Raw genomic sequence first — 26,501 nt, 5'->3', positions numbered from 1 at the left:
TTTTCAACGGGCTGTTATACATCAGGGCTTGCCAGTGGGCAGCAGGGGGAGCTATACTGGCGATAGCTTAAGATTCCTCTAACATACTTTGTGAGGGATGCCATGTCGCTCTGTGTTCCTTCCGGTTTGTACCTTCCTTTTTCTCCGTCTTCTCCATCCTTTTTCCGGAATGGCCCGGGCACAGAGCCTGCCCTGGCCCGGCTGCCAGCCAGGCCTGCGGCGGGTAGATGTCCGGGCTGGGCTCTTTTCGCTCTTCTGCTGCTGGTGCTGTGTTGCGCTCTGGCTTTGCCACCCATGGCGCAGGCCGGGGAGAAGCAGGCCAAAGCTACCCAGCGTGCGGTGCACAGGGAGGGCTCGCAGATTTATCTGGGGCAGGGCAGGTTCGGGTTGAAACCGACAGGCTGGAATGTGTGCCGGGACATGGTGAAGAATCTGGATTTACTGCAGCAGAGCGATGCCTCGTTCAATTGCGAGCTGAAATTTCATCCGAGCATGACCCAGTTCAGCGAGCCGGACTGGGAAGAGCTGAAGATTGAAGATCATTGGGAGCTGGTCTATGCTATTGAGCGTGAGCTCTTTGGTGGGCTGGGTGACAGGTATCCCCTCATAAAAGAAGATTCTTTTGTGAAGTGGCAGGAGCAATATGTTCGTGATATGAATAATGGTTATTCATGGGGACAGGTTGGTAGTAACATTAAGAAGAGATATCTGTTTCGCCCGAGTTTGCGCAAGACTAGCGTTAAATTTGAACAGGATGGACCTTTAATCACTGTGTTATCTTACTCGCTTTTTGTCGATAATGAAAAAATTTGCGAGGAAAACGAAAAATGTTTTATATATTCGGATAATATGAAGATAGAATCCTGCCTTGATAATGTGGCGTATGAGCGAAAAGGATACATGAAAAATGTAGGGAAAAACTGGTATACTGTAATATACTATCCTGACAAGAATGAAATTGATGGAATCTCTCCAGGAGATTATGATAAAGATTTCACAGCGAGTAGTGATCCTCATGAACTGTTTTTGTATAAAAACAGAGCATTTACCATGCGGCGTTATGTAGGAGAACTTGGAATTTTTAATATAAGAAGCGATAAGGAATCAAAGCATCCATTTTATTTTAATAACAGTTGCTATATTGAACGGGTCAAACATGTGCCAACCAAAAACAGGAGATGAGCCATGGCTATCAAAGTACGCAAGCTGACAGATCGGCAGTATCAGGATCTTCGTTATGCCCTGATAAGAACCCGTTGAAAACTTCGCAAGGCAGAGGAGCAACTCACTGCTTCTGCGTTACCTGGAATTTGCAATTCCTGGAGCATGGAACCTGAAATATAGTCTTGCAACGGGCTGATAGGTTAACGAATCAATAATGGCAGTAAAAACAAACCATTATATTCTCTGCATCCTTTCCCGGGAGGGGCGTCATGGCTGTCTGTGTGGTCGATCATCCTCTTGTGCGCCATAAGCTGGGCATCCTGCGTATGGCGTCCACTGCCACCCACGAATTCCGCACCGTGGCCAATGAGCTGGCCCGCCTCCTGATTTATGAAGCCACCAAGAACTTCCGCACCGAAAAGCACACCGTGCGGGGCTGGGCCGGGCCGGTGGCGGTGGAAGCCATTTCCGGCAAAAAGGTGACTGTGGTGCCCATCCTGAGGGCCGGCCTGGGCCTCATGGACGGTGTGCTGGACATGATTCCCGGCGCCAAAATCAGCGTGGTGGGCCTGTACCGCAATGAGGCCACCCTGGAGCCAGTGGAATATTACGTGAAGCTGGCCAAGGGTCTGGAACAGCGTCTCGCCATCATCCTGGACCCTATGCTGGCCACCGGCGGTACGTTGAGCGCCGCCATCGGGCTATTGAAAGCGCATGGCTGCCGTCAGATCTGCAGTCTCAATCTGGTCTGCGCGCCCGAGGGCATCGCCAGGATCGAGGCCGAGCACCCGGATGTGGCCATCTATACCGCCGCCATTGACGAGCGTCTCAACGAGAACGGCTACATCATTCCAGGCCTGGGCGACGCCGGAGACCGCATTTTCGGCACAAAATAGCCCTGACGCATGCAAACAGCCGATCAGACATGCCATATGCACGAAGCCAGGGGGCGGGACCGCTCCTGGTCGAGGCGGCGGTCCCGGCCGGCAGGGCATTGCCCCTGACAAAGGGGTCGCTTTGCGGCGAAAGAGGCCGGGTTACAAAGCCCGCTGCGGCACCCCGCTACAAAAGGGTCCGGGGAGGTCGGCTCCTATGGGCGTGGACAAAAAGGCATGCCCCGGCTGAAAGACGGGAAGCGCATCTGCCCGGCCTAGGCGCTGGTGGCCGTCCACATCAATGCCCTGGTGCAGGCGGCGGGCTGTACCCGGGCGGCGACATGGGGCTGGCCATCCTGATTCTGCGTCCTGCCGGGACAGTCGGGGGCCTTGACCTGCCGTACCGTGGTCAAACGCAGCCCTGAACGTGGCGCCCTTCTGCATTGGCTTCCGCTTCATTTTCAAACGCTGCCGTCCTGTACCCGCTGTTCTCCATCATGATCACAGGTGTGCTGGCTGCCATACTATGCCGGCACCGACGACACCCTGCCCAGCAGCATCTTTGGCGGCATCATCAACGGCACGGTCATGGAGTCCGCCCCAGGGCACATGCGGCTAGCGGCGGCTCGTTTCCATTATGAGCCGCAGGACTGAACGCGCGCGCCGGACCGAAACCAGGACAACGATATCTGCTTGAAGTGGCCCGGCAAAGGGGCTACATTCACGCGACTGCGAGTTTGGGGCGGTCAGGAGACTGTCCCGAAACCAAAAAAACAACAGGGGAAAGGGACTACCCACCCCGAAAGGAGGATGCATGAAAAAAAAGGGAATCTTGCTCGTCGTGGCCCTGGCGGCACTGCTTGTCGCGGGCGCACTGTTCTTCACCCGCGGCGGGAGGGATACTGGTACCTCTGAAGCGGTGGCCAGCTTTGTGCCCGAAAATGCGCTGGCGCTGGTCACATTGAACCACCTGGATCAGATGGCGGACGGCTTTGCCGCCACCCCTCTGGGGCATTTTTTCGCCAAGGACACCATGCACGCCATTCTGGACGATCTCAAGGCCGATGCCATGCGAAAGGACTATGACCAGCTTTTCGACGGTATCGCCCAGACCCTCGATCATCCGGCTTTCCGCGCCGTTTTTGGCGACGACCTGACCGTGGTATTGCTGCCGCCGGATATGGCCCTGCTCCGGGACAACCCGAAACTGGCCCTGCAGCGTAGCGTGGCGACCTATGCCACCACCCAGGGCGCTTCGCTGGCCTCCCTGCTGGGCAATCTGGTCAAGGGTGTCACCATTGAGAAGGAAACGGTCGAGGGCCTGGAGCTGAACCGCATACAGGTAACAGACAGCTCCGGCCGCACGAACACCTTTTACGGCTACAGCGAAGGCAATGTGCTGCTCCTGGCGCAGGACAAGGCCCCGGTGCTGGCCGGTGTGAAGGCCAAAAAGGGCGGGGCCAATCTCCAGGCGCAGAGCGGGTACAGGGAGGCGGTGGCCTTCTGGCAGAAGGAGTCGGCGGCCGCGCCCATGAGCACCTCCTATTACAATATTGCGGGCATGGCCGCCCTGCTGCCGCAGCTCGACGCGCTGACAGGTGGGGAGAAAAAGCGACAGGACTTCGAGAAACTGGCCACTTACGCAAGCGGCATTGACTACGCCTACGACGTCGCGTTCAAAAGCGCCAAGGGGTTGGAAAGCAAAAGCCGTATCAGAACCCGCTACGACGCGCTGCACGAGCTGGTCAGAAACTCGGTCGACATCAGCCTTGCCAGCGACAGCAGCCCCCTGTCCTTTTTGGGCGAGCAGAGTCTGCTTTTCTACTGGATCACCTCCTGGACCCCGGAAAATCTGCTCAAGCTGGTCGCCGAAGAAGATCCGGAGGACTATGCAAAATTCCAGACCCAGGTGCAGGGCGTTCTGGGCATACCGCCCGAGGAAGCCGCATCGTCCTTTGGGCCACGCTACGGACTGGTGCTGAACGACATCGTCCAGACCAAGGTCTCCCCCATGCCTGATGTGGCGATTTTTGCCAATGTGCGCAACCGGGCGAATGTGGAGAAACTGGCTGGGAGCGTCAACCAGATTGTCGCTCCCTATGGCATTGCCGGCACACAGCAGCAAGTGGATCAGGCCCGGCTCTACACCTGGCCCGTCATGAATGAGGTCGGCCTGGTTCCGTCCCTGGGCGTGGATGACCACATGCTCGTCCTGGGCGCCATGCAAAAAACCGTGCAGCCGCTGCTGGCCAAAAGCGGCCGGACCGGGACGCTGCCCCAGGAACTGATGACGATCCTGGGCACGGAGATGAGCGCGGACCTGACTAGGGCCAACAACGCGGCCGTTGTCTTCAGGCCGGCGAAGCTGGCGGCAAAGTCCCAGCCGCTGCTGACGATGCTGACCAGTACTACGGGTCGGGAAAGCGTTTTGTCGCGGGAGCTCATCAAACTGATGCAATCCACCGAAGTCATGGCAAGCGCCTGCACCGTCGGCAAGGAACAGGCTGAATTCCACGCGTTGTGGGTGCCCGTTGCCCAGGACGGGACAGGAGCGGCGGCCCACTGAGGCGTACATAATCCCAAAAGGAGCACACGAAATGGCACAACAGGAAAAACTCTGGCTTTCCGGCAACGAGGCCATAGCGCTGGGTGCGTGGGAGGCCGGGGTGCGGGTCGGTTCCGGCTATCCGGGCACGCCCTCCACGGAAATCATGGAAAACCTGTCCGCCTATGAAGGTGTGTACACCGAATGGGCGCCCAATGAAAAGGTGGGTCTGGAGGTGGCGATCGGGGCCTCCTTTGCCGGCGCGCGGGCCCTGGCCACCATGAAGCACGTGGGCCTGAATGTGGCTGCGGATCCGCTCTTCACCGCCGCCTATACCGGCGTTCGGGGCGGACTGGTCATCGTGACCGCGGACGATCCGCAGATGCACAGCTCACAAAACGAGCAGGACAACCGCAACTACGCCTTTGCCGCCAAGCTGCCCATGCTGGAGCCCTCCGACCCGGCCGAAGCGCGGGCCATGATGGCCACTGCCTACAGAATCAGCGAGGAGGCGGACGCGCCGGTGTTGTTCCGCACCACCGCCCGGCTTGCCCACGTGAAAGGCGTGGTCATGCCGGGCCAGCGGGCGCCTGTTCCGGAACCGGTTCTGGAGAAAGACCCGGTCAAGCAGGTGATGCTGCCCGCACGGGCCATGAAACGACGTCAGGTCATGGCGGAAAAATGGCCGAGACTCCTGGCCCTGGCCGAGAGCCTGCCGGAAAACCGCATTGAACCGGGCCAGGGCAAACGTGGCTTTGTCTGTGCCGGCGTGTCGTACAACTATGTCAAGGAGGCCTTTCCGGATGCGCCGGTGCTGAAGCTGGGCATGGTCTGGCCGCTGCCGGAGCGGAAAATCCGCGCCTTTGCCGCCACGGTGGACGAACTCGTTGTGGTCGAGGAGCTGGATCCCTTTCTGGAACTGCACATCAGGGCCATGGGCATCCCCTGCCACGGCAAGGATGTCATTCCGGCTATCGGCGAGCTGAACCCCTACCTCGTGCGCAAGGCGCTGGTGCCGGAGGAGGTCGTCGCAGTCTTCCCGGCTCCGGAGCTGCCGCCACGGCCGCCGAATCTCTGCGCCGGCTGCCCGCACCGGGGCATTTTCTTCGTTCTCTCGCGCATGCGGGAGGTGTTCGTCTCGGGCGACATCGGCTGCTATACCCTGGGGGCGCTGCCGCCCCTGGCCGCCATGGACGCCTGCGTCTGCATGGGCGCCTCCATCACCGTGGCCCACGGCATGGGCAAGGCCCTGGGCGCGGCGGGGCAGGACAGGCTGGTGTCCGTTCTGGGCGATTCCACCTTCATGCACTCCGGTCTCACCGGTCTGCTGAACGCGGTCTACAACCGCGCGAACCACACCATCATTATTCTGGACAACCGCACCACCGCCATGACCGGGCACCAGAACAACCCGGCAAACGGCAAGAGCATCAAGGGCGCGGCCGCCCCGGCGCTCGATCTGGAAAAGCTCTGTGCTGCCATGGGCGTTGGCCGCGTGGTTGTGGTCGATCCGCACAATGTGCCGGAGACCAGCAGGACGCTGAAGGCGGAAATCGACTCTTCGGACCTCTCGGTTGTCATCAGCCGGGCGCCCTGCGTGCTGCTGCCGGAAGAACGCAGGAGAAAAAAGCCGCTTTACTTGACCCAAACCGAGAAGTGCAGCGGCTGCGGCCTCTGCGTGCAGATGAACTGCCCGGCCATCAGTTGGACGCCGCTTCAGCCTGCAGAGGCCAAAGCCAGGGGCTACAGGGAACAGCAGAAGGGCTTTGCCTGCATCAACACGGTGCAGTGCAACGGTTGCGGCCAGTGTGCGTCGGTTTGCAGATTCGGGGCCATCATCCTCAGGGAGGGCAGGGCATGAACAGGGGCGGCAACATCCTCTTTTCCGGAGTCGGCGGTCAGGGTATCCTGCTCGCCAGCGAACTCACCGCCCAGGCGGTTCTGGCGGCGGGCTTCGACGCCAAGAAGAGCGAAGTGCACGGCATGGCCCAGCGGGGCGGCTCGGTGGAGGCCCACCTGCGCTATGGCAAAAAGGTGTACTCTCCGCTGATCGAGCCGGGAAAGGCCGATATTCTGGTCGCCTTTGAAATGATGGAGGCCGCCCGCTACCTGCCCTTTTTGCATCGGGGCAGTGTGGCGGTGGTCAACACCCAGAAGATCCCGCCGCCATCCGTGGCCCTGGGCCAAAGCCGGTACCCGGAAAACATTTTGAACGAACTGTCGTCCGCAGGCCTCAGGGTGACTCCTGTGGACGCCTTTGCCGTGGCCCGGCAGGTGGGCGAGCTGAAAAGCGTCAACGTGGCCATGGTGGGCGCGCTGTCGATCTTTCTGGAGCTGGGAGAAGATATTTTTCTTGATGTGATCGAGCGCACCATGAAGCCGGCCTTCCGCGAGGTCAACAAGAAGGCCTTTCTCGCCGGCCGGGCTGCGGCCCGTGCGTAAAGCGCGGCCGACATCGACAAAGCATCACTGTTTGGGGGACTGCCATGCTGGTTGAACAACTTGCCGTTTTTCTGGAAAACAAGTCGGGCCGCCTGGCCGAAATCACAGCCGTCCTGGCGCAAAACAACATCAATATCCGGGCCCTTTCCGTGGCTGACACCGCGGACTTCGGCATCCTGCGCCTGATTGTGGACAAGGTGGAACTGGCCAGGGAAGTGCTGAAAAAGCGCGGCTTCCCGGTCAACAGGACCAAGGTGGTCGCCGTGGCCGTGCCGGATCGGGTCGGCGGGCTGGCCAGCGTACTCGAGGCTGTGAGCGGCGGCGGCTTCAACGTGGAATATATGTACGCCTACGCGCACCGGGCCGACGGCAGCGCGGTTATGATCTTCCGTTTTGACGAGATGGACAGGGCCGTGGCCCTCTTGCAGGAACAGGGCTTTGCCCTGGTTTCCACCGGGGAAATCTGCGCGGTCTGAGGCGCAGATTCCTCGGCTTCGGGTGGAGACGGGGCGCCATGCGAGCATCATGAAAAAACATACAGAAAGGAGAACGAGATGCACAAGATGCCTTTAGTCGTGCTGGCCGGTTTTTTTCTGCTTGCCGCCCAGAGTGCGGTGGCGGCTCCGCATCATAAGGACTGCCGTCCGCTCTGGCACAAGGACCGTGCGGCCTTCGAGCGCTGCGTGCAGGGTGACAACGGACAGCCTGGGAGCGTCGCTCCGTCTCCGGGGCAGCCTGCACCGGACGGAAAGGAGCAGGACATGCGGCCGCATAACGGTCAACCCCGGAAAGACATCGTTTCCGACTGCACCAAACGCTGGGGCAATGACCGCAACAAGGTTGACGCCTGTGTGCGGGACGCCGCTGCCAATCATCCGAAACGCTGATCCGGAAATCCACGGTATGACCAGACCGGCCCGACGGCGGCGGGCCGGTTTTTCCGTACCCTGCAAACCTGCGCATGAGGCAAGACATGATCTGGGATCCTGACAAGGAGTGCATTCAAAGAGACAGGCTGCAAGAGCTGCAACTGGAGCGTTTGCAGGAAACTGTGGCGCGGGTGGCGGGCAAGGTGCCTTTTTACCGGCGGCAATTTGCCGAGATGCATATTGATCCGAAAGACATCAAAAGTCTTGACGACATACGCCGCCTGCCCTTCACCGTCAAGCAGGATCTGCGCGACAACTACCCCTACGGACTGTTTGCCGTGCCCCTGAAAGAGGTGGTGCGCATCCATTCCTCCTCCGGCACCACAGGCCAGGCCACGGTGGTCGGCTATACCAGGAAGGATCTGGGCACCTGGGCCAATCTCCTGGCGCGCATCATCACGGCGGCCGGCGTGAGCGCCAACGATGTGGTGCAGATCGCCTTCGGCTACGGGCTCTTCACCGGCGGTTTCGGTCTGCACTACGGCTGCGAGGCGGTCGGCGCCTCGGTCATTCCCATATCTTCCGGCAATACCCGCCGTCAGCTCCAGATCATGCGGGATTTCAAGAGCACGGCCCTGGTCTGCACCCCCTCCTATTCGCTCATTCTGGCCGACGCCATGCGGGATATGGGCATGGACAAAAGCGAACTTTCGCTGCGCTACGGGCTCTTTGGCGGCGAACCCTGGAGCGAGGGCATGCGCAGGGAAATTCACGAGAAACTGGGCATTGTGGCCACCGACAACTACGGCCTCTCCGAGGTCATGGGGCCGGGGCTCTCCGGCGAGTGTCTGGAATGCAACGGCCTGCACATCAACGAGGATCATTTCCTCGTCGAGGTGCTGGATCCGGTGACCCTGGACCCGGTTCCGGAGGGCGAGGTGGGCGAGCTGGTCGTCACGCCGCTGACCCGGGAAGCCTTCCCGGTCATCCGTTACCGCACCCGGGACCTGAGCCGCATTCTTCCGGGCGAGTGCCCCTGCGGCCGCACTTTCAGGCGCATGGAGCGCGTTCTGGGCCGCTCCGACGACATGCTCATCATCAAGGGCGTCAATGTCTTTCCCATGCAGATCGAAAAGGTGCTCTTCGAGGTGGAGGGTACGGAGCCCCATTACCAGATCATTGTCGAGCGGGAACATCACAGCGACAGGGCGACCGTGCTGGTCGAGGCGACAGATGCCCTGCTTTCCGACCAGATGAGGCAGCAGAAGGCGACTGTGGATCATATCAAGCGCCGCCTGAATTCCGAACTGGGCATCAATGTCGAGGTCAGACTGGTGGAAGAACGCTCGCTGGAACGCTCCGAAGGCAAGGCCAGGCGGGTCATCGACCGGCGCACCTACTAAGTGTGGCTTGCAAAAAAAAGGCGATCCTTGTAAAGAAAGGGCAGTTTCGACTCCGGGCTGCCCCGGATAAATGTACAGACGAAACGCAGGCGAGCCGCAGGGCAGGCTTCGGCGTTTTCATAGTTGCCATCAAAAAAGGAGCAGGAACAGATGAAAAAGTATGTACCGCTTGCACTGGGCATGTTGCTCACCACAGGTCTGGCCTTTGCCGCCGGAGAGACGACGAAGGCGGTCGGCGGAGCGGAAACAGCCGCCGCGAAGACCACGGCTGCCGCCCAGGACAAAGCGGCCGGGCAGGACAAGCCCGCCGCAACCGCCGTTGCCAGCAAGGAACTGCAGACAGAGGTGCAGCAGTACAGCTACGCCCTGGGGCTGTCTTTGGGCAAATACTTCAAGGAGATGGACGAGAAATTTGATCTGTCCCTGATCCATCGGGGCATAGAGGACAGCTACGACGGCGCCAAGCCGCTCATCAGCGAGGAAGAGGCCCAAAAGATTCAGCAGGACTTCGCCAAGCGCCAGTATGAAAAGCAGATTCAGAAAACCGTGGCCATGAATGTGGCCAACAGGAAGGCTGCCGACGAGTTCCTGGCCGCCAACAAGGGCAAGGCAGGCGTCAAAACCACGGTCTCCGGTCTGCAGTACAAGGTCATCAAGGAAGGCAAGGGCCCCAAACCCCTGGCGGAAGACACGGTCCGGGTGCACTACAAGGGCCGCACCCTTGACGGCAAGGAATTCGACAGTTCCTACAAGCGCAACGAACCGGCGGAATTTCAGGTCAAGCAGGTCATTCCCGGCTGGCGGGAAGGCGTCCAGCTCATGCCGGTGGGTTCGACCTACGAAATCTATCTGCCCCCGGATCTGGCCTATGGCGATCAGGGCGCGCCGCCGGCCATTGGTCCGGGCTCTCTGATCATCTTCCAGGTCGAGTTGCTGGATATTGTGCAGCCCCAGCCCGAGGGCAAGGCCGAAGCGGACAAGGCGGATGCCAAGGCCGCTGTCGGCAAGGCGGAAGCCAATCCTGCGAAAAAGCAATAAAAGGAGACCTTCCGACTCGCCCCAAAGCCGGAGCGGCATCTGTCTGCTCCGGCTTTTTCTGTGTGCCGAATCCATGAGCATAGCGCCATCCTCTGCCCTCCTGCTGCCCAATATCCGGCGCTTTCTCCTCTTCCGGGCACTCTTCAACGCACGCTTCTACTATCCGGTCTTTACCGTGCTCTTTCTGGACTTCGGCTTGAGTCTGGAGCAATTTGCCCTGTTGAACACAGCCTGGGCCTTTGCCATTGTGCTGGCCGAGGTGCCCTCCGGCGCCCTGGCCGATCTCTGGGGCCGGAAGCGTCTGTTGGTCATGGCCTCGGCGCTGCTTGCCCTGGCCATGCTGCTGCCGGCGCTGGCCCCGGCCGGCAGTCCCCTGGTCTTCTGGTTCTTTCTCCTGAACTGCATCCTGGGCGGACTGGCCGAGGCCATGAGCAGCGGCAGCGACGAGGCCCTGGCCTACGACAGCCTGGTCGAACGCGGCCTGACGGAGCAGTGGCCCCTGGTGCTGGACCGGAAGATGCGCGCCCAGAGCCTGGCCTTCATCCTGGCCATGACCCTGGGTGCGGCGGTGTATGACCACGAATTTCTGAACAGGCTCTGTACGATCCTCGGCTTGCCCGTACATATCGGCCATGGCCTCAGCATGCGCCTGCCCCTGATCCTGAGCTGCCTGTTTGCCGTGGCCGCCACTGTGGTCACCCTGGGCATGCGGGAGCCCTTGCCTGCGGCGGAAGAGCGCAGCCATCCCCAGGCCCGGCACGCGCTGTTCATCCTCAGCCTGCGCACCTGGCACGCCGCCCTCTGGGTGCTGCGCACGCCATTTGCCCTGGCCATCCTGCTCCTCACCATGAGCATGGACCACACCCTGAGGATGCTGGCCACCCTGACCAGCCCCTACTACCGGCTCATCGGTCTGCCGGACTCCAGTTTCGGCCTGATCGGCTCCGCCATCGCGGTGCTGGGGCTGGCCGTGCCGCGCCTGGCCCGGCTGATGGTCGAGCGCTTTCCGCCCGCATGCAATGCCCTCTTCCTCGGCCTGGCCATGCTGGCGATACTGTGCCCATTGGTCCGCTTCATACCGCTCTACGGCGTGCTGCCCATGGCCGGGGTGTTTATCGGGATGATGCTGTGTTCCTTTTTTGCCAGCCACTACCTGAACGCCATCACCAGCTCGGCCAGACGCGCCACGGTGCTGAGCTTCAAGGGCATGGCCTGCAACGTGGCCTTCGGCTGCATTGGCATGGGCTTTGCCGCCCTGACCCACCACGAACGGCTGCTCCTGATCCCGCAGCATCCGGATGCGCCGGCGGCGGTCTTGGAGCAGCTGGCCTTCAAAGCGGCCCTTGGCTGGGCGCCCGGCTATCTGGCGGCGGCCCTGCTTGCGGCCTGCCTGCCGGCGCTGGTCGCTCTGTTTTGGCAGAGGCCTTCACCCAGGAGATAGGCATTTTTCATTTTCGTGTGACGCCGCTCCGGTGTAGAGTGGCCGAACACCCTGTCTTTCCGTCTTCGGAGCTGCAGGTCTTCCCGAGAGAGGCGCTTTTTCTTCACCCTGCAAGGAGCACATCATGCTGATCGTTACCGGAGGCGCGGGCCTGATTGGCAGCGCCGTTATCTGGCGCCTGAACCAACTGGGCGAAGACAACATCATTGTCGTCGACCATCTGGGGGCGGGCGAAAAATGGCGCAACCTCGCGCCGCTCCGCTTCCGCGACTACTACGAAAAGGACACTTTCCTGGGCTTTCTGGAAGGCCATGCCTTTCCGTGGGGCCGGGAGCCGGTGACAGGCGTGGTTCACCTGGGCGCCTGCTCCTCCACCACCGAGAGCGACGCCTCCTATCTGGCCAAAAACAACTTTGCATACTCCAAGCGGCTCTGCCTCTTCGCGCTGGAATCCGGCGCCCGCTTCGTCTATGCCTCCAGCGCCGCCACCTATGGCGATGGCCGCTTCGGTTTCAGAGACGAGGAAAGTCCGGACTATCTGCACAGCCTGAGGCCCCTCAATGCCTACGGCTACTCCAAGCAGGCCTTTGATCTCTGGCTCCTGCGGCAGGGACTGCTGAGCCAGGTGGCCGGGTTGAAGTACTTCAACGTCTTCGGCCCCAACGAGCAGCACAAGGGCGAGATGCGTTCGGTGGTGCTCAAGGCCTTCGAGCAGGTGCAGAGCAGCGGCGGCATGACCCTCTTCCGTTCATACCGGCCCGACTATGCAGACGGCGAACAGCGGCGCGACTTCGTCTATGTCAAGGATGCGGCGGCGGCCACGGTCTTTTTGCTGCAGCAGCGGCAGGCGGGCGGCCTGTTCAATATCGGCAGCGGCGAGGCCCGCAGTTGGAATGAACTGGCGCAGGCGCTCTTTGCCGCTCTGAAACTGCCGTCCGCTGTCAGCTACGTCGAGATGCCGGAAGGACTCCGGCCCCGCTACCAGTACTTTACCTGCGCCGATGCCGAAAAGCTGCGGGCCGCCGGCTTCGTCCAGCCCATGACGCCCCTGGCCGAGGCGGTCGCCGACTATGTGCAGACCTATCTCCTGCAGGATTTCCGGCTGGGCGACGAAGGCAAGCGCTGAATATACGGTGAGAGCGGGCCTGCTCCCAGCCCATGCTCTGCGGTGCCAGGCCCGGTGAAAAGCCCCGCTTCGCCCCGAAAAGGTTGACGTAAGCGGAATTGCCAGTATATTTCAGCGCCTGGCTTTGGGCGCCTGCCGCCCGGAGCCGCAAACACCGACCATCTGCACACGGGCGTGATGCCAACGCATTCGCCCGTTCTTTTTCATCTGGCGCAGCCTATGACCGGACAGGAACTTCGCGAAAAATTTCTCCGCTACTTTGAGTCCAGGGGCCACACCCGGATCGCCGGCTCCTCGCTGGTGCCGCACGACGACCCCACCCTGCTCTTTGTCAACGCCGGCATGGTACAGTTCAAAAAGGTGTTCATGGGCGAAGAGTCCAGTGCCTGCCAGCGTGCCACCACGGCCCAGCCCTGCGTGCGGGCCGGCGGCAAGCACAACGATCTGGAAAACGTGGGCTACACGGCCCGGCATCACACCTTTTTCGAGATGCTCGGCAACTTCTCCTTTGGCGACTATTTCAAAAGGGAGGCCATCCACTTTGCTTGGGACTTTCTCACCAAGGAGCTGCACCTGGATCCACAAAAACTCTGGGTGACGGTCTACCAGGACGACGACGAGGCCTGTCGGCTCTGGGAGGAGGTGGAGGATCTGCCCAAAGGCCGCATTGTGCGCATGGGCGAAAAGGACAATTTCTGGGCCATGGGCGACACCGGGCCCTGTGGCCCCTGTTCGGAGATTCATCTGGATCAGGGGCCGGAGGTGGGCTGTGGCCGGCCGGACTGCCGCCTGGGCTGCGACTGCGACCGTTTTCTGGAACTGTGGAACCTGGTCTTCATGCAGTTCTACCGCGCAGCCGACGGCACCATGACCAGACTGCCCAGGCCCTCCATCGACACCGGCATGGGGCTGGAGCGTGTGGCCGCCGTGCTGCAGGGCAAACACAACAACTTCGACTCCGACCTGTTCACGCCGATCATCGACCGGATCGCGGAGATCTCGGGCCGGCGCTACCATGAAAACGGGCAGGACGACATCTCCATGCGGGTGATTGCCGATCACGCCCGGGCCACCACCTTTCTGGTGGCCGATGGGGTCTTGCCCGCAAACGAAGGGCGCGGCTACGTGCTTCGCCGCATCATGCGCCGGGCCATCCGCTACGGCCGGACGCTGGGGCTTTCCGATTTCTTTCACGACACCTGCGCCCTGGTCACCGAACTCATGGCGCCCAGCTATCCGCATCTCAAAAACACCGCCGGGCTCCTGCAGCAGGTGGCGAGCCACGAAGAAAGCCGCTTCGGCGCCACCCTGGATCAGGGTCTCCTGCGGCTCGACCAGGAAATCGAACGGCTCAAGCAGGCACAGGGCGACCAGGCCCGGCTGGACGGCGAATTCATCTTCAGGCTGTATGATACCTACGGTTTCCCGGTGGACATCGTACGCGACGCGGCCATCGAGCGGGGCATCAGCCTTGACGAACAGGGCTTTGACAGGGCCATGGAGCGGCAGCGGGAAATGTCGCGCAAGTCGTGGAAGGGCACGGATGTGTCCCATCTGGAGGCTGGTGTTCTGGAGCTGGACCAGCAGGGCCTGAAGAGCGAATTCACCGGCTATGAGGCCACGAGCGGCCCGGCCAGAATTCTGGGCATGGTGGACGAACGCGGGGTACTGATCACCCATGCCGGGGCGGGCGCGGAGCTGAAGATTCTGGTCGATCGAACGCCATTTTATGCCGAGCGCGGCGGTCAGGAAGGGGATCAGGGGCAGATCACCTGGCCCGGAGGCCGCTTTGCGGTGACAGCCACCAGCGCACCCATCGAAGGCCTGATCCTGCACGAGGGCAGGCTGGCCCAGGGCGAGGTCGAAACCGGCATGACGGTGAGCATGGAGGTGTCGCCCCGGCGGCAGGAGACCGCCTGCAACCACACCGCGACCCACCTGCTCCACGCGGCCATGAAGCACATACTGGGGCCGCACGTGCAGCAGGCCGGCTCTTCGGTGGATCACAACCGGCTGCGCTTCGACTTCACCCATTTTTCACCGCTCAGCCGCGGCGAAATCTTCACTATCGAGCAGATGGTGAACGACCGGATCCGACGCAACAGCGAGGTTGTCACCGAGGTGCTGGACCGGGAAAGCGCCATTGCCAGCGGCGCGACCGCGCTCTTTGGCGAAAAGTACGGCGACCGGGTACGGGTGGTGCGCATCGGCGAATTCAGCAGGGAGCTCTGCGGCGGCACCCATGTGCGCCGCAGCGGCGACATCGGCTTTTTCAAGATTGTCAGTGAAAGCGGCATTGCCGCAGGGGTGCGCCGCATTGAGGCGCTGACCGGCACCGCTGCCCTGCGCTGGGTTGAAGACATGATGCACGCGGCAAACGCGGCCAGCGAGGCGGCGGGCGTGCCGCTGGAGGCCGTGCCGGACAAGATTCAGACGCTCATCAAACACCAGAAAGAGCTGGAAAAGCAGATTGCCGCCCTGAATGCCAATTTGGCGCTGGCCGATATGGACCAGCTCCTGGCAGAAAAACGCGAGGTCAGCGGCATCGCCCTTCTGGCCCGCCGGGTGCCGCTGGACTCGGTGAAGACGCTCCGGGAAATCGGCGACCGGGTGCGCAGGAAAATGCCAGACGGCATCATTGTCCTGGGCGGCGAATGCGAGGGCAAAGTCGCGCTCATTGCCCTGGTCAGTGAGCAGTACAGCAAACGGCTCCAGGCAGGCAGCCTGGTCAACCGGATTGCGGCCATGGTGGGCGGCAAAGGCGGCGGCCGGCCCGACATGGCACAGGCAGGCGGCACCATGCCCGACAAACTGAACGAGGCCATCCGGGCTGTGCCGGACATTGTTTTGGACATGCTGTAGGCAGGACATGGACAAGTCTCGCATCGTCATCACCGGCATAGGCCTGGCCGCGCCCGGAGCCGACACCCTGGCCGCCTTCCGCGCCAACCTGCTGGCCGGGAAAAGCGGCGTTGCCACCGTTGAGCTGCGCTACATGGGCCTGCATCCGGCGGGCATCTGCAGTTTCGACGAGACCAGGTATCGCAGGAAGAAGGACAACAAGCGCGGCACCCGGGCCGGTTGCATCGGCGTATACTGCACCGGCGAGGCGCTCAAGGACAGCGGCATCGATATCGGCACCCACTACGCGGCGGCACGCACCGGCATCTACGTGGGCCTGACCGAGCACGGCACCGTGGAGACCGAAAACGAGGTCTACAACATCGGCCGGTACGATCACAACGTGGACTACTGGACCCACCACCACAACCCGCGCACCGTGCTCAACAATCCGGCCGGCGAAATCACCATGTGCTTCGGCATCACCGGGCCCCATTACGCCATTGGCGCGGCCTGCGCGGCCGGCAATGCGGCGCTCATCCAGGGCCTGCAGATGCTCCGGCTGGGCGAGGTCGATCTGGCGCTCTGCGGCGGCCTGTCGGAATGTGTGGGCTCCTTCGGCATCTTCGCGAGCTTCCGGGCCCAGGGCGCACTGGCTGCGCATGCAGACCCGACCCGGGCCAGCCGGCCCTTCGATCTGGGCCGAAACGGCATTGTCATTGCCGAGGGCGGCTGCATGTTCACCCTGGAGCGGCTGGATGCGGCCCTGGCCAGGGGGGCGAAAATCTACGGCGAAATCGCAGGCTACGCCATCAACTCGGATGCCAGGGACTTTGTGCTCCCCCATGCGCCCCGGCAGAGTGAATGCATGGAGCTGGCCCTCAAGCGGGCCGGCATGCGGCCCCAGGACATTGCTCTCATCAACACCCACGCCACCGGCACCAGGCAGGGCGATATCGAGGAGTGCAAGGCCATCCGCGCGACCTTTGCCGACTGTCCCAACACCTGCGTCAACAACACCAAGTCGCTGATCGGTCATGCCATGGGCGCGGCCGGGGTGCTGGAGCTGGCCGGCAATCTGCCCGCCTTCACCGACCACCTGGCGCACCCGACCATCAACATCGACGAACTCGACCCGGCCTGTGCGCTGCCCAACCTGGTGTACGGCAGAGCCCGGGAGCTCCCGCAGCTCGATGCCATCCTGAACAACTCGTTTGGCATGCTGGGCATCAATTCCGTTTTGGTCGTCAAGAGATTTCTGGCGTGAGTGTGTCGGCCGTGGTACATTCAATAGATTTTTCCTGCTCTTTTCCCCATATTTTCAAGGATTTGCCATGAACCATGACGAAATTAAGGCCGCGCTTCTGGAAATTATCGGCGATATTGACGAAGAGGCGGATCTGGCCTCGCTGGACGGGGACAAGCCGCTTCGTGATCAGCTTGAGCTGGATTCCATGGATTTTCTGGATATCGTCATGGAGCTGCGCAAACGCTACAAGCTGCAGATTCCGGAAGACGAATACCCGGAACTCGTGACCCTGAACAGTTGCATCAGGTATCTGGAACCCAGACTGCGCGATATCTGAGCACTCTGTACCCGCCCGCCCATGGCCGATTATCAGCTCGTTATCATCGGCGCCGGTCTTTCCGGGCTGGCGGCCGGCATCCGGGCCGCCCGTTTTGGCACCAAGACCCTGATCGTGGAGCAGCACCACCGGGCCGGCGGTCTGAATTCCTGGTACACTTTCCACGGGCATCTTCTGGAAACCGGGCTGCACGCCATGACCAATTTTGCTCCGCCGGAGCGGAAAAAGGCGCCGCTCAACCTGCTGTTCCGCCAGTTGCAGCTTTCCCGGAGAGAATTTCCCGTACAGGAGCAGTGGGAAAGCGAAATCGTCTTCCCCGGCCGCAGTCTGCGCTTCTCCAACAATCCCGAACTCCTGCAGACGGAAGTCGCCCGGGCCTTTCCCGCCTCCTCTGCAGGCTTTCTGCGCCTGTGGCGGGCGGTTGCCGGTTATGATCCCTTTGCCGACGCACCCTGGCAGTCGGCCCGGGAATTTGTCAGGACCTTTGTGCCGGAACCGGCCCTTGCCGACATGCTCTTTCTGCCGCTCATGCTGTATGGCAATGCGGAAGAGCACGACATGGCGCTGGCCCAGTTTGTCATCATGTTCCGGGCCGTGTTTGCCGAGGGGCTGTTCCGGCCGGCCGGCGGGATTCAGCGGCTTCTGGAACTCCTGCTGGGACAGTACAGGCGCTTTGGCGGCGAAATCCGCTTCCGGGCCGATGTGGCGGAACTGGTGCGGCAAGACGAGAGGATCTGCGCGCTGCGGCTCACAGACGGCAGCGAAATCAGCGCCGACAAGGTATTGTCCACGGCCGGAATCCCGGAAAGCATCCGATTGACCCGCCAGGAGAAGGTCAGCGCATCCCGGCCGGCCGCCCCGGCCGAATACAGCGGCAGGATGAGCTTCACCGAAACCATTGCCCTGATTCCGCGAAGCGCCCGCGCCACACTCCCGCTCCGGCAGGACCGCACCCTGATCTTTTACAACACCAGCAACAGCTTTTGCTATCAGCGGCCGCAGGCCCTGCAGGACAGCTCCTGGGGCGTCATCTGCTTTCCCGAGCACTTTGCCGGCGCGGCAGGCGACAGGAGCGGCGACTGCTTTGCCATCCGCATCACCAATCCCGCCTCCTTTCCCCTGTGGCAGGACTTGCGGGAGCGCTCCGCACAGGACTATCAAAACGCCAAGGCTGCATGCCGGGCGGCAGCCGTCAGCGCCAGCGAAGCCCTGACCGGGACCTACAGTCAGGCCATACGCTATCAGGACAGCTTCACCCCCCTGACCATCGAGCGCTTCACCCGCAAGGCCCAGGGCGCGGTCTACGGCAGTCCGGTCAAAATTGCCGATGGCACCACACCCTGGCCCAACCTGTTCATTGCCGGCACTGACCAGGGCTATCTGGGTATCGTCGGCGCCATGCTGAGCGGCGTCAGCATCGTGAACCGGCATATTCTGCGCTGACAGGGCAGACAGCGGCATGCTGCCCCGGAATCGCCGCCCAGATATGGGGCGCCAGGCGCCTACACCCATGCAGCCTGGCCGCTCGAGGCCAAAAATGCCTTTTTCTGCAAGGATCCACAATGCACATATCCGCAAGCAACACATTCGACGCCATTGTCATCGGCGCGGGCCTGGGCGGCCTGACCTGCGCCAAACGCCTTGCCGACGCAGGCCACCGGGTGCTGCTGCTGGAGCAGCACGTTCAGTTGGGCGGGCTTGCGACCTGGTTCAGGCGTGGCGGCCATACCTTCGACGTGTCCCTGCACGGTTTCCCCTACGGCATGGTCAAAACCTGCAAAAAATACTGGGGCAGGACCATCCAGAGCGCCATTGTCCAGTTGAAGCAGATTGTCTTCGACAACCCGCAGTTTTCGCTCAAAACCACCTTCAGCAAGGACGATTTCATCCGCATCCTGCAGGAGCGTTTCGGCGCGGCGGAGAGCACGGTGCGCGATTTTTTTGCCTGCATCGAGGGCATGAACTTCTACGATGAGCAAAAGCTCACGACCCGCGAACTCTTCGAGCGCTTCTTTCCGGGCCGAAGCGACATCCACCGCCTGCTTTTGGAACCCATCAGCTATGCCAACGGCTCCACCCTGGACGAACCGGCCATCACCTATGGCATCGTGTTCTCGAACTTCATGAACCGGGGCGTCTTCACCTTTCAGGGCGGCACAGACAGGCTGATCGGCCTGATGCGGGCGGAGCTGGAGCACCTGGGCGTCGCCATCCGCACAGCAAGCCGGGTGGAGCGCATCGTGAGTGCAAAGGGTCGGGTCACAGGCGTGCAGGTCAAAAGTGGCGCGGAAAGCGCCTTCATTCCCGCCCGGGCCGTCGTCTCCAATGCAGGCATCACCAATACCATCCGCATGGCCGGACCGGAGCAATTTTCCGAGGCATTTCGCCGGAAATTCAGTCAGGTGCGGGTCAACAACTCCAGTTGCCAGGTGTATTTCGGCATCAGAAAGGGCGAGAGCATCCCGGACATCGGCGATCTGCTCTTCACCTCCACCGAAGCGGCTTTCAGCTCCGAGGCCCTGCGCGATCTGCACACCAAAAGCCGTACCTTCAGCGTCTACTATCCGAAAACCCGGCCCGAATCGCCGCCGGACCATACCATCGTGGCCTCCATGAACGCCAACTACGACGACTGGGCGGAGCTGGACGACGCGGCCTACGCAGCGGAAAAAAGGGCGCTCGTGGAGCGCTGCCTCGTGGATCTCGAACGCTACCTGCCCGGCGTGCGGGAGAAAATCGACGTGATCGAAAGCGCCACGCCGCGCACCTTCAAACGCTACACCCTGCACGAACGCGGCAGCTCCTTTGGCACCAAGTTCGAGGGGCTGGACCTTTCCCGTTCGCTCTTCCGGGAGCTGGGCGGCCTCTTTCACACCGGCTCGGTCGGCATCATCATGAGCGGCTGGCTCGGAGCCATCAACTACGGCGTCATCGTGGCCAACGACGTGGACGGCTGGCTGCACGAGACGCCCTCTTCTTCCCCCTGTCTGCCATGAATTTTTCCAACGCAAAAGCAGTGGTTACGGGCGCGACCCGCGGCATAGGCCGGGCCGTCACCCTGGCTCTTCTCGCAGAAGGCGCCGAGGTCTATGGGCTCTTTGGCGGCAATCAGGAGGCGGCCGGAGCGCTTCGGGAAGAGGCCGCGCAACGGGGAGCAGGTGGACGACTCAGGCTCCGGCAGCTCGATGTGGCGGATTTTCCGGCCATTTCAGATTTTTTTGGGCAGCTTGAGGCAGAGTGGGAGCGGCTCGACATGCTGGTCAACTGCGCGGGCATCCGGCGGGATGCGGTCACGCCCATGATGAAGCATGCAGACTGGCAGCGGGTGCTGGACGTGAACCTGTCGGGCTGCTTCAATACGAGCAAGGCCGCGCTGCCGCTCATGCTCAGGCAGAAATACGGCCGCATCGTGTTCATCACCTCGCCCATGGGGCATCTGGGCTTTGCCGGTCAGGCCAACTATGCGGCCTCCAAGGCTGGCCAGATCGGGCTCATGAAGTCGCTGTCCAGGGAGGTGGCCAAGCGCCGTATCACGGTGAACTGCGTGTCACCGGGCTTTATCGATACCGACTTCATCGCCGGGCTGCCCGCAGAACAGCTCGGCAGCTACCGGAAGATGGTGCCCGCCGGCCGCTTCGGCACCGCAGAGGAGGTGGCCAGTGCCGTGCTCTTTCTGCTGAGCGAAAAGGCGGCCTATATCAACGGCGCGGTGCTGGAAATCACCGGAGGACTGTAATGATGGAACTGGCCTTTATCGAAGCGCGTATTCCGCACCGGCCGCCCTTTCTCTGGCTCGACCGGGTGCTGGAGCTGAGCGATACGGCCATCCGCGCGGAAAAGCATGTGCCTGGAGATCTGCCGCTCTTCCAGGGGCACTATCCCGGTTATCCGCTCGTGCCTGGGGTGTTGCTCTGCGAGGCGGTTTTTCAGGCCGGAGCGCTCCTGCTTGCCGAAAGACTGCGGCAGACCGGAGCCGCGGCAGGCGGCCACAAGGGCGGCGTGCCGGTTCTGACCCGTATCTTTGGCGCCAAATTCAAGCGGGAGGTGCATCCCGGCGACACGCTGGCAATCGGTGCCGAACTGACGGAGCGCTTGGCCCAGGCCTGGCTGATGAAAGGCACGGTGCGTGTGGACGGCAAACTGGCAGCGCAGGTGGAATTCGCCTGCGCCGGCAAGGAGATGTGAATAATTCATTCAGAGCGAGGGGCCAATGCGCCCCGGGAGCGGTCCGATGGTATACGTCAAATTCCTGCCCAGTGAGTATGTGCTCCGCTACAGAGGCGGCAGACTCGTCGCCGAAGGGCCGGGGCTGTCCTTCTTCTTTCTGGATCTGAACAGCTCTGCCTGCGCCATTCCGATTGCGAATACGGATACGGATTTTATCTTTGAGGAAATGACCAACGATTTCCAAAGGGTATCCGTGCAGGGGCAAGTCACCTGGCGGGCCGGAGACTACAAAAAGCTTGCCGAATCCCTGGATTTCACGGTCGATCTGAGGACCCGCCAGTACACCAGCGACCCCATGCCCAAGCTGGCCAAGCGGGTGGTCAATCTGGTTGAAGTGCTGGTCAAAAGTCATATTGGCACGATGTCTCTGACCGAGTCTCTGCGCTGCAGCCGGACTCTGGCCGCCCAGGTGATGACGGAGTTGCAGAGCCACGCGGAACTCCAGGCCCTGGGCCTTGCCGTCGCCGGCTTTGCCATTCTCAATGTTGCGGCCAGTCAGGAGACCGCCCGCGCCCTTGAGGCCAAAACCCGGGAGGAAATTCTGAAGCAGGCGGATGACGCCCTCTACGAACGCCGGAACGCCTCCATTGAGCAGGAGCGCCGGGTCAAGGAGAACGAGCTGAATACCGAAATTTCCGTTGAGGAGAAGAAGAAACAGATTCGGGAAACGGAAATCGCCACCCGCCGCATGATACTGGAAAAGGAAAGCGAGCTGGAGCGCATCCGCATCGACGCCGAGGTGGAACTGGAGCGCAAACGGCGGGAACTGGCCGAACTCAGACTGGAGAACACCAAAAAGGCGGCGGACGGCGAAGCCTATCGCATTGCCTCGGTGATGGCCGCCTACGGCAGGCTCAGTCCGGAGGTGCTGGTTGCCCTGGCTGCCCTGAACATGGAACCCGGCCAGTTGATCGCCCAGGCCTTTGACAAGCTGGCCCTCAACAGCGAAAAGATCGGCCAGCTCAATATCACCCCCGATCTGCTGGCAAGCGTGCTGAAAAGCAAGGGCAATGGTGCGGGCGACTGAACATAAAATTGTGCTGGTGACCCAGCAGACCCGCTTGCAGGAACTGGTGCGTCGCTACAACACGGTGGAGCAGGCCCGCTTTTACATCGAGCATCACGGCGGCGAATTCGACGACTACGCCAGGGAGCACGCCGCCTACCAGGCCGCCCTGCAGCGAGCCGCCGCTTTTCTGGAAAGCTACGGCCGTCTGCAAACGGTGGATCGCGCCTACATGCCGAACTACCTCTTCGGCACGAACGATCTGGTGATCGCGCTTGGCCGTGATGGACTGGTGGCCAACGTGCTGAAGTATCTGTCCACGCAGAAACTGGTCGGGGTCAATCCGGACCCTAGGCGCTGGGACGGCGTGCTTGTGCCCTTTGCCGCCGCTGAGCTGCCGCGGATCGTGCCGGAACTCTACGCGGGCAAACGCCCGGTCAGGGATGTGACCCTGGCCCAGGCATCGCTGAACGATGGGCAACGCCTGCTGGGAGTGAACGATCTTTTCATCGGCCGGCGTACCCACGTCTCGGCGCGCTACGAGATCAGCATCCAGGGCGCCAGCGAGGCGCAGTCATCGAGCGGCATCATTGTCTCCACCGGTTTGGGCTCCACCGGCTGGCTGAAGAGCGTCATCGCGGGCGCAAGCGGCATCGACCGGGCCTGCGGCGTCAGAGGCGTGCCCGAGATCAGGAGATTTGACTGGCATGCCGAATACCTCTACTTCACCGTTCGTGAACCCTTCCCCAGCGCGTCCACCGGTGCGGAACTCGTGTTCGGCAAGATTGCGGGCAGCGAGCGGCTGCGCGTTGTCTCCTTCATGCCGGAGGACGGGGTGATCTTCAGCGACGGCATGGAGCAGGATTTCCTGCAGTTCAACTCAGGCGCAATTGCGGAAATCGGCATTGCCGAACAGAAAGGGCAACTTGTCGCCTAACAGCCCGTGCTGTTATGGCACTGACAGGGCCATTGAGTATGAGACTTTCATTTTGATCAAAAGCGAGGCGGAAAATTCGAAAAAATAAAGATTGTGTTCAGTGATAATGGGTGTGCTGGCACCAGGCGAGAGGAAAAAATTGGACTCTGGACTTTCTACATGTACAATAAATCTACTGCGCCGCATCCGGATCAACCGTGGCAAAGCGGACAGTGCCTGCCCGCTCCACCACCCACGCCAGATGCAAATGCTGGTCGCCAAAATGCCAAAACATGACGGCCAGGCCACAGGCAGCGCGAACCCGGAGGTACTTCATGCGCATCTATGTCACCACCCAGGGCGCCAGCATCGTCAAGGAGGACAAGCATCTTCTGGTAAAATGCGGCAACGACGTCCACCGTACCATCTTCGTGCACAAGGTGAGTCAGGTGGTCCTCTGCGGCAACATCACCCTGACCCCACCGGCCCGCAATGTCTTGCTCAGGAACAGCATCGACACGGTCTTTCTCACCAGGAACGGACGCTATCTCGGCCGATTTGCCCAGTATGAACCCAAAAACATCGATCTGCGCCGCCGGCAGTTCCGAATGGCAGAGGAGCCGGCGTTTGCTCTGGGGATCGCCCAGGCCATCGTGGCTGGAAAGCTGGCCAATCTGGCCACGGTGCTCATGCGCATTCACCGCAAGCTGCGAAACCAGCGGCTGGCAGAACAAACCCGGCAAATACGCGGCATGATCGCCCAAAGCGCCACGGCGGACAACATGGACGCCCTTAGGGGCTATGAGGGCCAGGGCAGTGCCCTGTATTTTGCGGTCTTCAACCTGGGTTTCGACCAGGATCAGGGCTTTGTCAAACGGGTGCGGCGGCCGCCTACCGACCCGGTCAATGCGGTGCTCTCTCTCCTGTACACCTTCCTGTACAACCAGGTGTACAGCGCGATCCGCCAGGTGCATCTGGATCCCTATCTGGGCCATCTGCACACACCCGACTACGGCCGTTGCAGCCTGGTGCTGGATCTGATGGAGGAATTCCGGCCCGTCATTGTCGATACGCTGGTCTTTGCCCTCTTCAACATGGGTATCCTGAAGAAAGGGGAGGATTTCATCACAGGCGACGACAGTGAAACCGAAGAAAATGAAGAAGACGCGGCCAGGGCATTGGCGCAACAGGCGGGCGAATCCGGCAACGAACTCTTCGACACAGCGGTGCAAAGGATGGAAGAGCGCTTCAGCATGCCAGCCCTGCCCCCGCTATCCGCAACGGCGCGCAGACCTGTGCTGCTCAGACCCGAGGCCATGAAAAAGGTCATCGCCCAGTTCGAACGCAAGCTCGCCACCAGCTTCACCTATGAGCCGGAGGACCGAAAAATCACCTACAGCGAAGCCATGCTGCGCCAGGCCAGGCAATATCGCCGCTGTGTCGAGGGCAGTCAGAGCGTGTATACGCCGCTGCTGCTGCGATGAGAATCATTGTCGCCTACGATATTGTCCGCAACCGGCGCCGGACAAAAATGCACCGCTTTCTGCGGGAACTGGGACTCAATACCCAAAAGTCGGTGTTTGAATGCGAGGTGAGTCCGGAAGAGCTGGAGGCGCTGCGCCGCTTCGCGCGCACAGGTCTGAATCTCGGAGAAGACCGGCTGAATATCTACCATCTGTGCCGTCACTGCGCGGAGCAGGCGGAGGTGCAGGGCCTGGGCATCAAGGTGGTGCAACTGCATTACCAAATTTTCTGATTTGTTTGAGGCGGGGGCAGAGTGGAATACTTTATCATCTATGACATCGCCGATCCAAAGCGCCTGAACCGGGTAGCAAAAATTCTGGAGAATTACGGCCAGCGCGCCCAGAAATCCAAATTTGAACTGAGCCTAAGCACGGCAGAGCTGAAGGCTCTGCAGCGGGAAATAGGTCTGGTTATCCACCCCGAGGAGGACGGGGTGAAGTACTTCCCCCTTTGCGAAAAGTGCTTTGGCAAAACGGAAATCTTTGGCACAGGGCACGGCAAGGAGCATGACCCTGCATTTGAGATCTTCTGAAGTCCAGCGGCTGGCATAGGGCAGACACAACGGAAACTGGCGCGGAAAGGGGGCTGAGCATGCCTGCCGGTGCGCCGGAAAGACAGAGCCATGAAGCGCCCGCCAATTTTGTTGACGGGCAGGGGCCAACAAGAAGGGAAGGCAATGAGAACATGTCCACAGTGCGGCGTCGATATCCCGGGCAGGGCCCTGATTTGCCCTGACTGCGGCGCGCACGGCTCCGGAGCGGCAATCATGGATGAACAGGGGCCGCTTCCGGCAACGCAGCGGGAAGCGGCGGATCTGCTGGCGCGCATGGCCTCGGTCTCCAGTGCCGGGGCGAGGCCGAGAGGAGAGGAGCCGCCAGGGCTCTGCCCGGCCTGCCAGGGGCGGCTTGCCCCCAATGCCGCCTTTTGTCCACATTGCGGCGAGCCTCTGGGCAATGACAGGCAGCGGCGCCCACCGCATGGGCCGGTCCCGCCGCGGTCCAGGCTGCTCAAGACCCTGTTGGGCACGGGCTGCGGCTGCCTCTGTCTGCTCCTCTTTTTTGCCGCTCTGGCCATCTTCTCGTTTCTGGGCGGCACCAAAAAAGAGGTCCCTGATCCGGCCGGACCGGAGCATGCGGGCCAGGAGGCTGGCGGCCAGTTCACCGTGACCGGCCATGCCTATGCCTGTGTTGCGCTGGACGACTACAGGGCCCTGGCACGTGTTGACCAGAATGGTGATCCGGAAAAGCTGCGGGAAGACATGCACATGCAACTGGCCATGGGCAAATGTCGCGTTCTGCCCCTGGGCGCGCTGGTGTTCGCCCGGGAGGCCTCGCCTGCGGACAAGGCGCTCAGGGTGCATCTGGCGCAGGACCCGGCGCTCTGGTGGACAGGTGTCAAAATGCTGACGCCGTAGCGCAGGTGCGTGGAGCGAGGGTGAGAGCGGGCCTCGTGCCATACCGGGGCCGCTCTGCCCTGATCCATGCTCGGGGACATGAAA

The 26,501-nt window shown here is 61.4% G+C and carries 27 protein-coding genes; 25 read left to right on the top strand and 2 right to left on the bottom strand.

The window, feature by feature from the left end; genetic code table 11:
* Positions 1–102 precede the first annotated feature (102 nt).
* Entirely contained in the window at positions 103–1,182 is a 1,080-nt protein-coding gene (locus CAY53_RS10470; RefSeq protein WP_146106504.1) for a hypothetical protein, read from the top strand.
* A gap of 251 nt (positions 1,183–1,433) precedes the next feature.
* Positions 1,434–2,060 carry a uracil phosphoribosyltransferase gene (upp, locus tag CAY53_RS10465; protein WP_104937056.1) on the top strand — a complete coding sequence of 209 codons (627 nt, stop codon included), beginning with the start codon at positions 1,434–1,436 and terminating at the stop codon, positions 2,058–2,060.
* Positions 2,061–2,314: 254 nt separating this feature from the next.
* Here upp and CAY53_RS13020 read toward each other — a convergent pair whose 3' ends face one another.
* Positions 2,315–2,452: a hypothetical protein gene (locus CAY53_RS13020; RefSeq protein WP_181040281.1), complete on the bottom strand. Its 138-nt coding sequence runs from the start codon at positions 2,450–2,452 to the stop codon at positions 2,315–2,317.
* A gap of 94 nt (positions 2,453–2,546) precedes the next feature.
* Between CAY53_RS13020 and CAY53_RS13015 the strand changes: the two genes are divergently transcribed.
* From CAY53_RS13015 to CAY53_RS10370, 19 genes are all read left to right on the top strand, one after another.
* Complete coding sequence (locus tag CAY53_RS13015; protein ID WP_181040280.1) at positions 2,547–2,693, top strand: hypothetical protein; 147 nt, start codon at positions 2,547–2,549, stop codon at positions 2,691–2,693.
* 160 nt (positions 2,694–2,853) lie between these two features.
* On the top strand, positions 2,854–4,605 hold the full coding sequence (locus tag CAY53_RS10460) for a hypothetical protein (protein ID WP_104937055.1): 1,752 nt from the start codon (positions 2,854–2,856) through the stop codon (positions 4,603–4,605).
* Between the two features lie 31 nt (positions 4,606–4,636).
* Complete coding sequence (iorA, locus tag CAY53_RS10455; protein ID WP_104937054.1) at positions 4,637–6,445, top strand: indolepyruvate ferredoxin oxidoreductase subunit alpha; 1,809 nt, start codon at positions 4,637–4,639, stop codon at positions 6,443–6,445.
* Positions 6,442–7,026: an indolepyruvate oxidoreductase subunit beta gene (locus CAY53_RS10450; protein WP_104937053.1), complete on the top strand. Its 585-nt coding sequence runs from the start codon at positions 6,442–6,444 to the stop codon at positions 7,024–7,026. The genes iorA and CAY53_RS10450 overlap by 4 nt, the downstream gene beginning before the upstream one ends.
* Positions 7,027–7,070: 44 nt before the next feature.
* Positions 7,071–7,502 carry an ACT domain-containing protein gene (locus CAY53_RS10445; protein ID WP_104937052.1) on the top strand — a complete coding sequence of 144 codons (432 nt, stop codon included), beginning with the start codon at positions 7,071–7,073 and terminating at the stop codon, positions 7,500–7,502.
* 78 nt (positions 7,503–7,580) lie between these two features.
* The gene (locus CAY53_RS10440; RefSeq protein WP_104937051.1) at positions 7,581–7,913 is read left to right on the top strand and encodes a hypothetical protein; all 333 of its coding nucleotides are present in this window, start codon (positions 7,581–7,583) and stop codon (positions 7,911–7,913) included.
* Between the two features lie 86 nt (positions 7,914–7,999).
* On the top strand, positions 8,000–9,298 hold the full coding sequence (locus tag CAY53_RS10435) for a phenylacetate--CoA ligase family protein (protein ID WP_104937050.1): 1,299 nt from the start codon (positions 8,000–8,002) through the stop codon (positions 9,296–9,298).
* Between the two features lie 150 nt (positions 9,299–9,448).
* Entirely contained in the window at positions 9,449–10,336 is an 888-nt protein-coding gene (locus CAY53_RS10425; protein WP_245874810.1) for an FKBP-type peptidyl-prolyl cis-trans isomerase, read from the top strand.
* Between the two features lie 73 nt (positions 10,337–10,409).
* Complete coding sequence (locus CAY53_RS10420) at positions 10,410–11,777, top strand: MFS transporter (RefSeq protein ID WP_181040279.1); 1,368 nt, start codon at positions 10,410–10,412, stop codon at positions 11,775–11,777.
* 124 nt (positions 11,778–11,901) lie between these two features.
* The gene (gene rfaD / locus CAY53_RS10415) at positions 11,902–12,903 is read left to right on the top strand and encodes an ADP-glyceromanno-heptose 6-epimerase (protein WP_104937046.1); all 1,002 of its coding nucleotides are present in this window, start codon (positions 11,902–11,904) and stop codon (positions 12,901–12,903) included.
* A 219-nt stretch (positions 12,904–13,122) separates the two neighbouring features.
* Complete coding sequence (alaS, locus tag CAY53_RS10410) at positions 13,123–15,765, top strand: alanine--tRNA ligase (protein WP_104937045.1); 2,643 nt, start codon at positions 13,123–13,125, stop codon at positions 15,763–15,765.
* Positions 15,766–15,772: 7 nt separating this feature from the next.
* On the top strand, positions 15,773–17,011 hold the full coding sequence (locus CAY53_RS10405) for a beta-ketoacyl-[acyl-carrier-protein] synthase family protein (protein WP_104937044.1): 1,239 nt from the start codon (positions 15,773–15,775) through the stop codon (positions 17,009–17,011).
* Between the two features lie 67 nt (positions 17,012–17,078).
* The gene (locus CAY53_RS10400) at positions 17,079–17,330 is read left to right on the top strand and encodes an acyl carrier protein (RefSeq protein WP_104937043.1); all 252 of its coding nucleotides are present in this window, start codon (positions 17,079–17,081) and stop codon (positions 17,328–17,330) included.
* 21 nt (positions 17,331–17,351) lie between these two features.
* On the top strand, positions 17,352–18,773 hold the full coding sequence (locus tag CAY53_RS10395) for a phytoene desaturase family protein (protein WP_104937042.1): 1,422 nt from the start codon (positions 17,352–17,354) through the stop codon (positions 18,771–18,773).
* A 119-nt stretch (positions 18,774–18,892) separates the two neighbouring features.
* Positions 18,893–20,326, top strand: a complete 1,434-nt coding sequence (locus CAY53_RS10390; protein ID WP_104937041.1) for a phytoene desaturase family protein — start codon at positions 18,893–18,895, stop codon at positions 20,324–20,326.
* The gene (gene fabG / locus CAY53_RS10385) at positions 20,323–21,066 is read left to right on the top strand and encodes a 3-oxoacyl-ACP reductase FabG (RefSeq protein WP_104937040.1); all 744 of its coding nucleotides are present in this window, start codon (positions 20,323–20,325) and stop codon (positions 21,064–21,066) included. The genes CAY53_RS10390 and fabG overlap by 4 nt, the downstream gene beginning before the upstream one ends.
* Positions 21,066–21,515: a 3-hydroxyacyl-ACP dehydratase FabZ family protein gene (locus CAY53_RS10380; RefSeq protein ID WP_104937039.1), complete on the top strand. Its 450-nt coding sequence runs from the start codon at positions 21,066–21,068 to the stop codon at positions 21,513–21,515. Before fabG ends, CAY53_RS10380 begins: the two co-directional genes overlap by 1 nt.
* 46 nt (positions 21,516–21,561) lie before the next feature.
* On the top strand, positions 21,562–22,584 hold the full coding sequence (locus CAY53_RS10375) for an SPFH domain-containing protein (RefSeq protein WP_245874809.1): 1,023 nt from the start codon (positions 21,562–21,564) through the stop codon (positions 22,582–22,584).
* Positions 22,568–23,500: an NAD(+)/NADH kinase gene (locus CAY53_RS10370; RefSeq protein ID WP_104937037.1), complete on the top strand. Its 933-nt coding sequence runs from the start codon at positions 22,568–22,570 to the stop codon at positions 23,498–23,500. The genes CAY53_RS10375 and CAY53_RS10370 overlap by 17 nt, the downstream gene beginning before the upstream one ends.
* A gap of 172 nt (positions 23,501–23,672) precedes the next feature.
* On the opposite strand, the gene CAY53_RS13010 is transcribed toward CAY53_RS10370, so the two are convergent.
* Complete coding sequence (locus CAY53_RS13010) at positions 23,673–23,816, bottom strand: hypothetical protein (protein ID WP_181040278.1); 144 nt, start codon at positions 23,814–23,816, stop codon at positions 23,673–23,675.
* Here CAY53_RS13010 and cas1 point away from each other — a divergent pair.
* The 4 genes from cas1 to CAY53_RS10350 all read left to right on the top strand — a co-directional run bounded on the left by cas1 (position 23,815) and on the right by CAY53_RS10350 (position 26,417).
* The gene (gene cas1, locus CAY53_RS10365) at positions 23,815–24,963 is read left to right on the top strand and encodes a CRISPR-associated endonuclease Cas1 (protein ID WP_181040277.1); all 1,149 of its coding nucleotides are present in this window, start codon (positions 23,815–23,817) and stop codon (positions 24,961–24,963) included. The two genes, CAY53_RS13010 and cas1, sit on opposite strands and share 2 nt — an antisense overlap.
* The gene (gene cas2 / locus CAY53_RS10360; protein ID WP_017866601.1) at positions 24,960–25,235 is read left to right on the top strand and encodes a CRISPR-associated endonuclease Cas2; all 276 of its coding nucleotides are present in this window, start codon (positions 24,960–24,962) and stop codon (positions 25,233–25,235) included. Before cas1 ends, cas2 (CAY53_RS10360) begins: the two co-directional genes overlap by 4 nt.
* 21 nt (positions 25,236–25,256) lie before the next feature.
* Positions 25,257–25,535 (top strand): CRISPR-associated endonuclease Cas2, encoded by a 279-nt coding sequence (gene cas2, locus CAY53_RS10355; protein ID WP_104937035.1) that lies wholly within the window; start codon positions 25,257–25,259, stop codon positions 25,533–25,535.
* Between the two features lie 90 nt (positions 25,536–25,625).
* Positions 25,626–26,417 carry a zinc ribbon domain-containing protein gene (locus CAY53_RS10350; protein ID WP_104937034.1) on the top strand — a complete coding sequence of 264 codons (792 nt, stop codon included), beginning with the start codon at positions 25,626–25,628 and terminating at the stop codon, positions 26,415–26,417.
* The last annotated feature ends 84 nt before the right edge of the window (positions 26,418–26,501 follow it).

Source organism: Desulfobulbus oralis (genome assembly GCF_002952055.1).
GTDB classification, from domain to species: Bacteria; Desulfobacterota; Desulfobulbia; order Desulfobulbales; family Desulfobulbaceae; genus Desulfobulbus; species Desulfobulbus oralis.
The sequence above is the reverse complement of the archived record's forward strand: the minus strand, read 5'-3'. Positions and strand labels throughout refer to the sequence as shown.

Bases quoted from the DNA above. Each gene is read 5' to 3' on its own strand.
- cas1 (WP_181040277.1), top strand. From the start codon at position 23,815: ATGCGCATCTATGTCACCACCCAGGGCGCCAGCATCGTCAAGGAGGAC.
- CAY53_RS10395 (WP_104937042.1), top strand. From the start codon at position 17,352: ATGGCCGATTATCAGCTCGTTATCATCGGCGCCGGTCTTTCCGGGCTG.
- CAY53_RS10435 (WP_104937050.1), top strand. From the start codon at position 8,000: ATGATCTGGGATCCTGACAAGGAGTGCATTCAAAGAGACAGGCTGCAA.
- rfaD (WP_104937046.1), top strand. From the start codon at position 11,902: ATGCTGATCGTTACCGGAGGCGCGGGCCTGATTGGCAGCGCCGTTATC.
- CAY53_RS10450 (WP_104937053.1), top strand. From the start codon at position 6,442: ATGAACAGGGGCGGCAACATCCTCTTTTCCGGAGTCGGCGGTCAGGGT.
- cas2 (WP_017866601.1), top strand. From the start codon at position 24,960: ATGAGAATCATTGTCGCCTACGATATTGTCCGCAACCGGCGCCGGACA.
- CAY53_RS10420 (WP_181040279.1), top strand. From the start codon at position 10,410: ATGAGCATAGCGCCATCCTCTGCCCTCCTGCTGCCCAATATCCGGCGC.
- CAY53_RS10380 (WP_104937039.1), top strand. From the start codon at position 21,066: ATGATGGAACTGGCCTTTATCGAAGCGCGTATTCCGCACCGGCCGCCC.
- CAY53_RS13010 (WP_181040278.1), bottom strand. From the start codon at position 23,816: ATGAAGTACCTCCGGGTTCGCGCTGCCTGTGGCCTGGCCGTCATGTTT.
- CAY53_RS10460 (WP_104937055.1), top strand. From the start codon at position 2,854: ATGAAAAAAAAGGGAATCTTGCTCGTCGTGGCCCTGGCGGCACTGCTT.
- CAY53_RS10400 (WP_104937043.1), top strand. From the start codon at position 17,079: ATGAACCATGACGAAATTAAGGCCGCGCTTCTGGAAATTATCGGCGAT.
- CAY53_RS10440 (WP_104937051.1), top strand. From the start codon at position 7,581: ATGCACAAGATGCCTTTAGTCGTGCTGGCCGGTTTTTTTCTGCTTGCC.
- CAY53_RS10425 (WP_245874810.1), top strand. From the start codon at position 9,449: ATGAAAAAGTATGTACCGCTTGCACTGGGCATGTTGCTCACCACAGGT.
- CAY53_RS10405 (WP_104937044.1), top strand. From the start codon at position 15,773: ATGGACAAGTCTCGCATCGTCATCACCGGCATAGGCCTGGCCGCGCCC.
- alaS (WP_104937045.1), top strand. From the start codon at position 13,123: ATGACCGGACAGGAACTTCGCGAAAAATTTCTCCGCTACTTTGAGTCC.
- CAY53_RS10445 (WP_104937052.1), top strand. From the start codon at position 7,071: ATGCTGGTTGAACAACTTGCCGTTTTTCTGGAAAACAAGTCGGGCCGC.
- CAY53_RS10350 (WP_104937034.1), top strand. From the start codon at position 25,626: ATGAAGCGCCCGCCAATTTTGTTGACGGGCAGGGGCCAACAAGAAGGG.
- CAY53_RS10370 (WP_104937037.1), top strand. From the start codon at position 22,568: ATGGTGCGGGCGACTGAACATAAAATTGTGCTGGTGACCCAGCAGACC.
- CAY53_RS10390 (WP_104937041.1), top strand. From the start codon at position 18,893: ATGCACATATCCGCAAGCAACACATTCGACGCCATTGTCATCGGCGCG.
- upp (WP_104937056.1), top strand. From the start codon at position 1,434: ATGGCTGTCTGTGTGGTCGATCATCCTCTTGTGCGCCATAAGCTGGGC.
- CAY53_RS10375 (WP_245874809.1), top strand. From the start codon at position 21,562: ATGGTATACGTCAAATTCCTGCCCAGTGAGTATGTGCTCCGCTACAGA.
- iorA (WP_104937054.1), top strand. From the start codon at position 4,637: ATGGCACAACAGGAAAAACTCTGGCTTTCCGGCAACGAGGCCATAGCG.
- CAY53_RS10470 (WP_146106504.1), top strand. From the start codon at position 103: ATGTCGCTCTGTGTTCCTTCCGGTTTGTACCTTCCTTTTTCTCCGTCT.
- fabG (WP_104937040.1), top strand. From the start codon at position 20,323: ATGAATTTTTCCAACGCAAAAGCAGTGGTTACGGGCGCGACCCGCGGC.